This window comes from Halochromatium sp. (assembly GCF_046541315.1).
GTDB lineage: Bacteria > Pseudomonadota > Gammaproteobacteria > Chromatiales > Chromatiaceae > Lamprobacter.
Genome location: NZ_JBKHDN010000100.1, coordinates 1 through 9,801, shown reverse-complemented (window position 1 = coordinate 9,801; position 9,801 = coordinate 1). Strand labels below are relative to the sequence as shown.

Here is a 9,801-nt window from a genome sequence, read left to right as displayed (position 1 = left end):
GGCGGAACTGACGACCGCCTGAGAGACGGCCTGAAAGCTGAACCGCTTGCCTAAGGGCATGCGCGTCGATCAACCCACCAGCCCGGCCTGGTCGAGCCGCCGCAGCAGTGCCGCTTTTCGACCATGCTGCTCTCGCAGCCGTTGCAGGCGGGCGGAAAAGAGAGCGGGCGCGCCATCACCCTCGGCGAGATCGCGCAGATCCTTGAGCCGCTCGACCGCCTCTTGGTAGGCGGATGCATGACGTTGCTCGATCAGGTCATCGACCTTGCGCCATAACGCCTCTTCTTGACCGCGCAGCGTGGTGAGATAGCGTTTGCGCGCTGCGGCCGCTTCGGCCGCCTTGCGCGCTTGTTCGGCGGCGCGTGCCGCAGCCTCGCGTTCCCGACGCTCGCGACCGAGCGTCTCGGCGCGCTGGAGCAACTGGCCCACCGTTCGGCGTGCCGCCGAACGCTCCGCAGCCTCGTCTGGCTGCAATTCGCGCTCGACCCGCTGCCGCAGCACGGCCAGGCGGTAGGGCTGGTTGTCGAGGATGAGTTCCGCGAGCAGCACGTCTTTCTCGGCCGTCGAGCGCCCGGCCAACCAGCGTTCGATGTCGGCCGCCCCGATCGCGTGGGCCTGCAGCGGGGCACTCGACTCCGATGCAGTGACGAGCAGATCCTGCGGGATACGGAGAAACTCGGCCAAGGCGCGATGCGTGGCATCCAACTCGCCCAAGCCGGGCGGAACCGGTGGCTCGTCGGCGGCCTCGTCCAGATAACCGGCGCCGGCCTGCGCCAGCCAACCGAGATACAGACTGCGACGGTCACCACGCATCAGACTCGTGCGCACCTCGATCAGCGACGACAGCCAGCCGTGGCCCTCCTCCCAGTCCGGATTGTCCGTCTCTGACGTGAAGGAGAGCACGAGATGCTCCGCCGTCTGCCAACCCTCCAGACCTTCTTCGAGCAGATAGTCACCGATCTCGCGTTCCTTCAGCAACGCAAGGGGCAGGCGCAGCATCAGCCAGTGCGTGCCCCAATTGGCGACGTGGAGGAAGGCATCGAAATAGCGCTCCATCCAACGCTGCGGATCGCCCTTGAAATCGCCCCAGTGATACTCGTTCCAAAACCAGGTCGGAGTGATCTCGGCGCGCGATGACCAGCGCCGCAGCTCATCCATGTCCTCAGCGGTCAAAGGCTGGTCGATGGCTTGGAACTCGAAGTATTGATACTCGCTCATCAGGACACACCAGACGGTTGATTGCAGATCCGTCGGCCGCAACTGCTGCAACCGGACCGACGATCCTAGCGGGGCTGGTGGCACCCATCCTGCTTCCGCAGCCCCAAATGGGTTCGGATGAGAAGGGTAGCATTGCAATCCGCCTGGTGGTCAAAACGAGCGCTGGGTTGGCTGGACACATCTGCGGTCGGTGAAGAATGGCCCTTGAATCCTGGCTCTCGCTCGCCCTGCTCTGCTTACTCGGCGCCATGACCCCGGGCCCGAGCCTGGCGGTGGTGCTCGGCAGCATGCTGCGCGGCGGGCGTGGCGCGGGGCTGGCGGCGGCCCTCGCCCACGGCCTCGCGGTCGGGCTCTATGCCGTGCTGACGGTCGCCGGCCTGGCGACGTTGCTGACCGCCTCGCCGACGCTGTTCGCACTGCTGCAGTTCGCCGCCGCCGGCTATCTGGTCTTTCTTGCCAGCGGCGCGCTGCGCCAGCGCGCGGCGATGACGCCGGCGACGGACGGCTCGATCAGCCATGACCGGCCCGGCATGGCCGCCCGCGACGGCTTCATGATCGCCTTTTTGAACCCGAAGCTCGCGGTGTTCATGCTGGCACTGTTCGCGCCCTTCATCACCGCCGACCAGGGACTCGGCGCCAAGGCGCTGCTGGTGCTCACCATCGGCGGTATCGACGCCCTCTGGTATTCGACCGTCGTGCTGGTGATGGTGCGCAGCGGGCTGCTCTCGGCACTGGCGCGCAACGCCGTCTCCGTCCAGCGCGTCTACGCGGCGTTGCTGCTCGCGCTGGCGTTTTTCGTCACCAGCCGTGCCGCCGGAAACTGGGTTCTCGAGAAGGCCGACCCAGCCGGCAGCGAGCACCGAAACGCGACTTGTCAATGCACCCACGTCCCCATCGCCGGACAATTCCGACTGTCTTCATCGGAAACAACCTATCGGAGGCTCCAACATGCCCCAGCAACGACGACACGACATGGGTGCCGGCGGTACCTGCTTCTGCCCGAAATGCGACTATCGCTGCGCGCACCAAAACGGCATCCCCTGCCAGGACGAGCGCTGCCCCAACTGCGGCGCCAAGCTCCTGCGCGAGGGCTCCTATCATGAGCAACTGTTACGACAGAAGCGCCAGGCCTAGGGTAGGCGCGCGATGAGAGTCTATCTCGACTGTTGGCCCTGCTTTCTGCGCCAGGCCCTGAGCGCGGCGCGCCGAGCCGGGGCCTCGCCCGAGCTGCAGCGACTGATCCTGGAAGAGACCATGACGGAGCTGCGCAGACTCTCCGCCGACGCGACACCGCCGGAGATGGGCGAGCGCATTCATCGGCTCGTGCGCGCGCGAGCGCAGGCACCGGACCCCTATCTGGAGGTGAAACGGGAGGCCACCGCGCAGGCGCTGGCCCTGCTGCCGGCGCTAAGAGCGCGGGTCGCAACGGCCGCCGATCCGCTGCAGACGGCGGTGCGCATCGCCATCGCCGGCAACATCATCGATTACGGCGTGGCCGAGACCTTTGATCTGGAGACAACGCTGGAGCGGACGCTGCATGCCGAGGCCGCGATCGACGACTTGGACGTGCTGCGCCAGGCGCTAGCGCAGGTGGACGCGGTGCTGTATCTGGCCGACAACGCCGGCGAGACGGTGTTCGACCGCGTGCTCATCGAAACCCTGTCGGTGCCGGTACGCTATGCCGTCAAGGCCGGCCCCGTGCTCAACGACGCAACCCATGAGGAAGCCATCGCCGCCGGGCTGGATCAGGTCGCCGAGATCATCGACACCGGCTGTGATGCCATGGGCGCTCCGCTCGGGCTCTGCTCGCCAGCCTTCCGCGAACGCTTCGACCGTGCCCGGCTGATCATCGCCAAGGGCCAGGCCAACTACGAGACGCTGAGCGCGGTCAACGCACCGATCTGCTTCCTGCTACAGGCCAAGTGCTCGGTGATCGCCGAGGATATCGGCGTCGCTCCGGGCAGTGTGATCATCCAGGCGAGCGAGGCGCTGCGCGGAGCCTGAACTCGGCCTGTCCCAGAGACGGTGGAGAGCAGGTTGCGTCAGGCCTGGGGCGCGGCGACGTTCCGAAGATGGTGTACTACGATCCAGCGAAGTACACACGACTCGTCCTGTAACGCCGCTGCTCGCCGTTATAGCCCTTCGCCCTGACGCGCGGACACGAACATCCCGTGAAAGCTGGGCTTCGGCGACAGCATTCGCATATGGCCACCGAGGTCGATCAGGCGATCAGGAACTGGCGATCCAGACCGACGCCGAGCGCGAGGCCCTGGCGAGCCTGATCGCCGCCCTGGAGGTCATGGACGAAGACCCGAAGCGGGCGGCGGTGCGGTTTTATCTGATCGACGAGGGCTGGCTCGAACTCGGCTGCATCCTCTTCTTCAGTCAGTACCACGACAGCGCGCGTTGGATTTCCGTCAATCGCCTAAACATCGCTGACAGCGCTGCATTGCTCTGAATGAAAGCACATCCTTGACCGGATTCTGGCCAAGCAGAGTGTTTCTCGACCGTTGTCGTGCTGATGGTGCGCAGCGGGCTGCTCTCGGCACTGGCGCGCAACGCCGTCTCCGTCCAGCGCGTCTACGCGGCGTTGCTGCTCGCGCTGGCGTTTTTCGTCACCAGCCGTGCCGCCGGAAACTGGGTTCTCGAGAAGGCCGACCCAGCCGGCAGCGAGCACCGAAACGCGACTTGTCAATGCACCCACGTCCCCATCGCCGGACAATTCCGACTGTCTTCATCGGAAACAACCTATCGGAGGCTCCAACATGCCCCAGCAACGACGACACGACATGGGTGCCGGCGGTACCTGCTTCTGCCCGAAATGCGACTATCGCTGCGCGCACCAAAACGGCATCCCCTGCCAGGACGAGCGCTGCCCCAACTGCGGCGCCAAGCTCCTGCGCGAGGGCTCCTATCATGAGCAACTGTTACGACAGAAGCGCCAGGCCTAGGGTAGGCGCGCGATGAGAGTCTATCTCGACTGTTGGCCCTGCTTTCTGCGCCAGGCCCTGAGCGCGGCGCGCCGAGCCGGGGCCTCGCCCGAGCTGCAGCGACTGATCCTGGAAGAGACCATGACGGAGCTGCGCAGACTCTCCGCCGACGCGACACCGCCGGAGATGGGCGAGCGCATTCATCGGCTCGTGCGCGCGCGAGCGCAGGCACCGGACCCCTATCTGGAGGTGAAACGGGAGGCCACCGCGCAGGCGCTGGCCCTGCTGCCGGCGCTAAGAGCGCGGGTCGCAACGGCCGCCGATCCGCTGCAGACGGCGGTGCGCATCGCCATCGCCGGCAACATCATCGATTACGGCGTGGCCGAGACCTTTGATCTGGAGACAACGCTGGAGCGGACGCTGCATGCCGAGGCCGCGATCGACGACTTGGACGTGCTGCGCCAGGCGCTAGCGCAGGTGGACGCGGTGCTGTATCTGGCCGACAACGCCGGCGAGACGGTGTTCGACCGCGTGCTCATCGAAACCCTGTCGGTGCCGGTACGCTATGCCGTCAAGGCCGGCCCCGTGCTCAACGACGCAACCCATGAGGAAGCCATCGCCGCCGGGCTGGATCAGGTCGCCGAGATCATCGACACCGGCTGTGATGCCATGGGCGCTCCGCTCGGGCTCTGCTCGCCAGCCTTCCGCGAACGCTTCGACCGTGCCCGGCTGATCATCGCCAAGGGCCAGGCCAACTACGAGACGCTGAGCGCGGTCAACGCACCGATCTGCTTCCTGCTACAGGCCAAGTGCTCGGTGATCGCCGAGGATATCGGCGTCGCTCCGGGCAGTGTGATCATCCAGGCGAGCGAGGCGCTGCGCGGAGCCTGAACTCGGCCTGTCCCAGAGACGGTGGAGAGCAGGTTGCGTCAGGCCTGGGGCGCGGCGACGTTCCGAAGATGGTGTACTACGATCCAGCGAAGTACACACGACTCGTCCTGTAACGCCGCTGCTCGCCGTTATAGCCCTTCGCCCTGACGCGCGGACACGAACATCCCGTGAAAGCTGGGCTTCGGCGACAGCATTCGCATATGGCCACCGAGGTCGATCAGGCGATCAGGAACTGGCGATCCAGACCGACGCCGAGCGCGAGGCCCTGGCGAGCCTGATCGCCGCCCTGGAGGTCATGGACGAAGACCCGAAGCGGGCGGCGGTGCGGTTTTATCTGATCGACGAGGGCTGGCTCGAACTCGGCTGCATCCTCTTCTTCAGTCAGTACCACGACAGCGCGCGTTGGATTTCCGTCAATCGCCTAAACATCGCTGACAGCGCTGCATTGCTCTGAATGAAAGCACATCCTTGACCGGATTCTGGCCAAGCAGAGTGTTTCTCGACCGTTGTCGTGCTGATGGTGCGCAGCGGGCTGCTCTCGGCACTGGCGCGCAACGCCATCAACGTCCAGCGCGTCTACGCGGCGTTGCTGCTCGCGCTGGCGTTGTTCGTCACCAGCCGTGCCGCCGGCACCTTGGCCTCAGGCGTCAGCGCGTTGTCGGCGAGCCGCGAGCGCCCAAGGGAAACAGCATCGAAGGCTCCAGCATGCCCCAGCAACGGCGACACGACCCTTCACGGAGACCGAGTTCCTCGAAGCGGCGATGGGCGCGATATCGTTGCTACATCTACGAGCGAACCGCCCTTGCTCTATGATAGCGCCCATGAGTCAACCGCAACCGGAGCCGTGCGATGAACCCCTTGTCTCACATCGATCCGGATGATCCCTATCCGGACAGCGACGGGCAGCCGATGGCCGACAATACCGAGCAGTACCAGTGGCTGGTCAAGATCAAAGAGAATCTGGAGATTCTGTTTGCCGATGACCCAGATGTGTTTGTCGCTGGCGACCTGCTCTGGTATCCCGTGCCCGATCGCCGCGAAACCGGCCCGATCGCGCCGGATGTCTTTGTCGTCTTCGGCCGGCCGAAGGGTCGGCGTGGTTCCTATCGCCAGTGGGAAGAAGACGATATCGCCCCGCAGGTGGTCTTCGAGATCCTATCGCCCTCCAATAGCGCCAAGGAGATGGCCGATAAACTGGCGTTCTACGATCGCTACGGGGTCGAGGAATATTACGTCTACGACCCCGACCGGAACTCACTCGGCATCTGGATACGTCAAGGCGGGGAGCCGTCTCGGCCGGATACCCGCGACACCCGCCCAGCGCTGGCCCCACAGTCACATATTCACGGCTGGACGAGTCCGCGCCTGCAGGTGGGCTTTACGCTGACGCCCGAGACCCTGTTGCTGCACGACCCCAACGGCCAGCCATTCCTGACCTCGGTGGAACTCGCGCAGCGCGCCGAGAAGGCCTCCGTGCGCGCCGAACAGGAGGCTATGCGAGCTGAGCAGGAAGCCGCGCGCGCCGATGCCGAGCATACCCGTGCCGAGCGCTTGGCGGATCGCTTGCGCGCGCTCGGAATCGACCCCGATTAGGCGATTGACGGAAACGCTCGTCCCGAATTGCGCCGGATGTTCGCTTGCCTTCAAGGCGAGCGAAAAGACACGCAGGGGGTATGAGCTTTGACAGAAATCGTCTTAGCCGACAGTGAGGCGTATCGCGAGCGAGCGGAAACCGAGCATTGACGGAATACTACATCCACGGCTTCAGCGATGCGGAGCGCCGGCGCCTGATCGCGCAGGCGCGGATGCTCTCAACGCCGGTCTTCGACGGCCTGGACTTCAGTGGCGCCGACAGCCTGCTCGAGGTCGGCTGTGCCGTGGGCGCGGAGCTGCACCTGATCGAGCAGCGCGCGCCCCAGCTGGCGTTGACCGGCCTCGACCTCAGCGCCCTGCATCTGCAGGCGGCACGCGGCTGGCTCGCGCAGCATGAGCGCATCAACCTGGTGCAGGGCGATGCCCACAGCCTGCCCTTCCCCGACGACAGCGTCGATATCGGCATGACCATCTGGCTGCTGGAGCATGTCCATGACGCCGCCGCCGTGATCCGCGAGCTACTGCGCGTGGTCAAGCCGACCGGCTCGGTGATCCTGACCGAGGTCGACAACCGCAGTTTCGGCTTCGATCCGCCACAACCGGCGATCTCGGCCTGGTGGGACGCCTTCAATCGCTGCCAGGCCGAGATCGGCGGCGGCGATCCCTACATCGGCGGCCGGCTCCGGCAGATCGCCGAGGCGCTGGGGGCCGAGGTGCTGGCGGAAACGCCCCGCGCGGTCATCAGCAGCAGCGACAGCAGCCGTCATCGGGCGGACCAGCTGCAATACCTGCGCGAGCTGCTCGAGTCCGGCGCCGAGCGCATGCTCGCGCACGGCTATGCGAGCGTCGAGATGCAGCGGGCGCTGGCAACCGCCTTCGATAAAGTGCGAGTGCAGCCAACCATCGCGTTCCATTGCGGCGCGGTCAGACTGATCTGCCGCAAGCCGCAACCCAAGGAACCGCGCGCCGGCTGGCCGCCGGGAGCGGACGCTCCAGCACGAGCCCTCAATTCACCATCGTGAGCCGACCAGCCGCACCAGCGAACGCCAGTCTTGGCGAATGCCGCCGTTCGGCCCGCCAGCGCCTGGCGGCCGCCGGCCATCCCAGCGCCGCGCTCGAGGCCGACCTGTTATTGAGCCTCGCCACCGGGCTCGAACGCGGACAGCTCTTCGCCTGGCCCGAACGCGCGGTGACCGCCACTCAGCAGCACCGGCTTGAGCAATTACTGGCGCGGCGTCTCGCCGGCGAGCCGATCGCCTATCTGCTGCAACAGCGCGAGTTCTGGAGTCTGACGCTTCGCGTCAACCGCGCCACCCTGATCCCGCGGCCCGAGACCGAGACCCTGGTCGAGCTGGCGCTGCGCGCCCTGCCAGCGGACCGACCGCTGCGGGTCGCCGATCTCGGCACCGGCAGCGGCGCCATCGCCGCCGCGCTCGCGCATGAGCGCCCCCAGTGGTTCCTGATCGGTATCGAGCGCGACCCCGAGGCGCTCGCCATCGCGGCATCGAACGCGGCGCGGCTTCGGCTCGACAATCTCCGCCTGGTGCGTGGCCACTGGTCGAGCGCATTGGGCAATGCCGGCGTGGACGCGCTCATTGCCAACCCGCCTTATGTGCGGGCCGACGATCCCCATCTGCGGCAGGGCGATCTGCGCTTCGAACCCGAGGCGGCGCTGGTCGCCGGGGCCGATGGCCTGATGGCCCTGCGCGCGCTCATCGCCGACGCGCCCCGCTGCCTCAAGCCCGGCGGATTGCTCGCGCTCGAACATGGTTGGGAGCAGGGCGCGCAGGTGCGGGCGCTCATGCGCCAGCAAAGGCTTGAGGCGATTGAAACCTTGCACGATCTCGCGGGTCAGGAGCGAGTCACGCAGGCGACCCTCGCCGTCGCCTGAACGCGACTGCACGCAAACACCTTGATCAGCACCCCCTCCATTCAGCATACTTCGCCCATGGAAACGCCCGACCCAGACCGCATCAAACACCGCCAGATCCATTTTCGCGATCTGCATCCCGAGCGTAACGACGCCCGCACGGCGGCTCACTTCCTCGCCGAAGTCGATGGCGTCATCAGCGCCGAACCGCTGTCGCCGATCCTGCTCGACCTGACCTACGATCTGCGCAAGACCTGTCTTGAGGAACTCGAAAATGCCGTCAGCGAACTTGGCCTGCATCTCGACGGCGCCTTGCTCTTCAAGCTCAAACGCTCGCTCTACTACTACACCGAAGAGACCTATCGCGAGAACCATGGCTGGGTGCAAAGCGACCGCAATGCCACCAAGCTGGTGTTCGCAAAACGCTGGGAGAACCTCGAGCACGGCTGCCGCGATCCCCGCCCCGAGCATTGGCGCCGCTATCTCTGATCGTCGGACTCCTCGGTGGGATGACGTCGTCGGCCGCTCTGATGGCCGCTCGACCTGATCGCCGTACAGCACTGACCCAAAGCCCAGATTCCATAGGATGCGGGTATCCTCGAGTCAGGGTGAATCACTATATCCCCCTGGAGCGCATGGCCGACCGCCCAGGCTATTGCGCTCTTCGATGAGATGACAGTCGTCGGCCGCTCTTATATGATCCGAGGATTACCCGGATCATGCCGAGTCATCCATGCGCTTTGACGTCAGCGACCGCGAAATCAAGCAGGCCAAGATCCCGCACGAGATTTTTCTCACCAACCTGATCGGCAATCATATCCTGATGGCGGTCGCCGCCGGCGGGATCGCGGGGAGCTTTCCCTGGGCGATGGCCGTGATCCCCGCCGTCTCGCTCTTGCTGCTCGGCTATACGCTCTGGCGCGCGCGCCGCTCGATCGGCCGCGATCCCTGGTATGTGATGTGCCACTGGCAGATCTGCGCGCGCCGTAGCCGCTTCTTTATCGGCATGCTCTTGTTATCGGGCGTGGTCATCGCGCTCGGCTGGCTTGGCCATGTCCATGGCGGACTGATGAAAGAGGCGGCCATCGCGCTGGTCGTCGGTACCGGCATCCTGCCGATCATGGTTACCGTACTGGTGCTGATCATCATCGAGTCCGACGCCCTCTACCATGCCCATCAGGCCAAGCTACCGGCCTGGGTGGTCGCGCGGTTTCCGAATCCGGATGGCTCATAGTGCGCTTTTGTGAGAGTCCACGATGAGGACGTAACCAGAACGCAGCAAAGACCAAAATCCTTCCA

12 protein-coding genes are annotated in these 9,801 nt (G+C 65.5%); 11 read left to right on the top strand and 1 reads right to left on the bottom strand.

The genetic code is table 11. The features are described from left to right. Window positions 1-69: 69 nt before the first annotated feature. Window positions 70-1,218 (bottom strand): hypothetical protein, encoded by a 1,149-nt coding sequence (locus ACLFQI_RS08270; protein WP_410758432.1) that lies wholly within the window; start codon window positions 1,216-1,218, stop codon window positions 70-72. A gap of 197 nt (window positions 1,219-1,415) precedes the next feature. On the opposite strand from ACLFQI_RS08270, the gene ACLFQI_RS08265 reads away from it, so the two are divergent. The 11 genes from ACLFQI_RS08265 (at window position 1,416) to ACLFQI_RS08215 (ending at window position 9,736) form a co-directional block, all read left to right on the top strand. Beyond that, window positions 1,416-2,321 carry a LysE family translocator gene (locus tag ACLFQI_RS08265; RefSeq protein WP_410758431.1) on the top strand — a complete coding sequence of 302 codons (906 nt, stop codon included), beginning with the start codon at window positions 1,416-1,418 and terminating at the stop codon, window positions 2,319-2,321. A gap of 43 nt (window positions 2,322-2,364) precedes the next feature. Continuing rightward, the gene (locus ACLFQI_RS08260; RefSeq protein WP_410758429.1) at window positions 2,365-3,222 is read left to right on the top strand and encodes a damage-control phosphatase ARMT1 family protein; all 858 of its coding nucleotides are present in this window, start codon (window positions 2,365-2,367) and stop codon (window positions 3,220-3,222) included. A gap of 295 nt (window positions 3,223-3,517) precedes the next feature. Continuing rightward, window positions 3,518-3,676 (top strand): hypothetical protein, encoded by a 159-nt coding sequence (locus ACLFQI_RS08255; RefSeq protein WP_410758428.1) that lies wholly within the window; start codon window positions 3,518-3,520, stop codon window positions 3,674-3,676. Window positions 3,677-3,983: 307 nt separating this feature from the next. Continuing rightward, window positions 3,984-4,169, top strand: coding sequence for a ferredoxin (locus ACLFQI_RS08250; RefSeq protein WP_410758430.1), 186 nt, complete (start codon window positions 3,984-3,986; stop codon window positions 4,167-4,169). Window positions 4,170-4,181: 12 nt separating this feature from the next. Then, window positions 4,182-5,039, top strand: coding sequence for a damage-control phosphatase ARMT1 family protein (locus ACLFQI_RS08245; protein WP_410758429.1), 858 nt, complete (start codon window positions 4,182-4,184; stop codon window positions 5,037-5,039). Window positions 5,040-5,334: 295 nt separating this feature from the next. Beyond that, on the top strand, window positions 5,335-5,493 hold the full coding sequence (locus ACLFQI_RS08240; protein ID WP_410758428.1) for a hypothetical protein: 159 nt from the start codon (window positions 5,335-5,337) through the stop codon (window positions 5,491-5,493). A 395-nt stretch (window positions 5,494-5,888) separates the two neighbouring features. Continuing rightward, window positions 5,889-6,632, top strand: coding sequence for a Uma2 family endonuclease (locus ACLFQI_RS08235; RefSeq protein ID WP_410758427.1), 744 nt, complete (start codon window positions 5,889-5,891; stop codon window positions 6,630-6,632). A gap of 146 nt (window positions 6,633-6,778) precedes the next feature. Further along, window positions 6,779-7,654: a class I SAM-dependent methyltransferase gene (locus ACLFQI_RS08230; protein ID WP_410758426.1), complete on the top strand. Its 876-nt coding sequence runs from the start codon at window positions 6,779-6,781 to the stop codon at window positions 7,652-7,654. Continuing rightward, window positions 7,651-8,523: a peptide chain release factor N(5)-glutamine methyltransferase gene (prmC, locus tag ACLFQI_RS08225; RefSeq protein WP_410758425.1), complete on the top strand. Its 873-nt coding sequence runs from the start codon at window positions 7,651-7,653 to the stop codon at window positions 8,521-8,523. The genes ACLFQI_RS08230 and prmC overlap by 4 nt, the downstream gene beginning before the upstream one ends. A 57-nt stretch (window positions 8,524-8,580) precedes the next feature. After that, window positions 8,581-8,991 (top strand): hypothetical protein, encoded by a 411-nt coding sequence (locus tag ACLFQI_RS08220; protein WP_410758424.1) that lies wholly within the window; start codon window positions 8,581-8,583, stop codon window positions 8,989-8,991. 244 nt (window positions 8,992-9,235) lie between these two features. Beyond that, window positions 9,236-9,736: a hypothetical protein gene (locus ACLFQI_RS08215; RefSeq protein WP_410758423.1), complete on the top strand. Its 501-nt coding sequence runs from the start codon at window positions 9,236-9,238 to the stop codon at window positions 9,734-9,736. Window positions 9,737-9,801: the final 65 nt, after the last annotated feature.

Bases quoted from the DNA above. Each gene is read 5' to 3' on its own strand.
- ACLFQI_RS08270 (WP_410758432.1), bottom strand. From the start codon at position 1,218: ATGAGCGAGTATCAATACTTCGAGTTCCAAGCCATCGACCAGCCTTTG.
- ACLFQI_RS08265 (WP_410758431.1), top strand. From the start codon at position 1,416: ATGGCCCTTGAATCCTGGCTCTCGCTCGCCCTGCTCTGCTTACTCGGC.
- ACLFQI_RS08260 (WP_410758429.1), top strand. From the start codon at position 2,365: ATGAGAGTCTATCTCGACTGTTGGCCCTGCTTTCTGCGCCAGGCCCTG.
- ACLFQI_RS08255 (WP_410758428.1), top strand. From the start codon at position 3,518: ATGGACGAAGACCCGAAGCGGGCGGCGGTGCGGTTTTATCTGATCGAC.
- ACLFQI_RS08250 (WP_410758430.1), top strand. From the start codon at position 3,984: ATGCCCCAGCAACGACGACACGACATGGGTGCCGGCGGTACCTGCTTC.
- ACLFQI_RS08245 (WP_410758429.1), top strand. From the start codon at position 4,182: ATGAGAGTCTATCTCGACTGTTGGCCCTGCTTTCTGCGCCAGGCCCTG.
- ACLFQI_RS08240 (WP_410758428.1), top strand. From the start codon at position 5,335: ATGGACGAAGACCCGAAGCGGGCGGCGGTGCGGTTTTATCTGATCGAC.
- ACLFQI_RS08235 (WP_410758427.1), top strand. From the start codon at position 5,889: ATGAACCCCTTGTCTCACATCGATCCGGATGATCCCTATCCGGACAGC.
- ACLFQI_RS08220 (WP_410758424.1), top strand. From the start codon at position 8,581: ATGGAAACGCCCGACCCAGACCGCATCAAACACCGCCAGATCCATTTT.
- ACLFQI_RS08215 (WP_410758423.1), top strand. From the start codon at position 9,236: ATGCGCTTTGACGTCAGCGACCGCGAAATCAAGCAGGCCAAGATCCCG.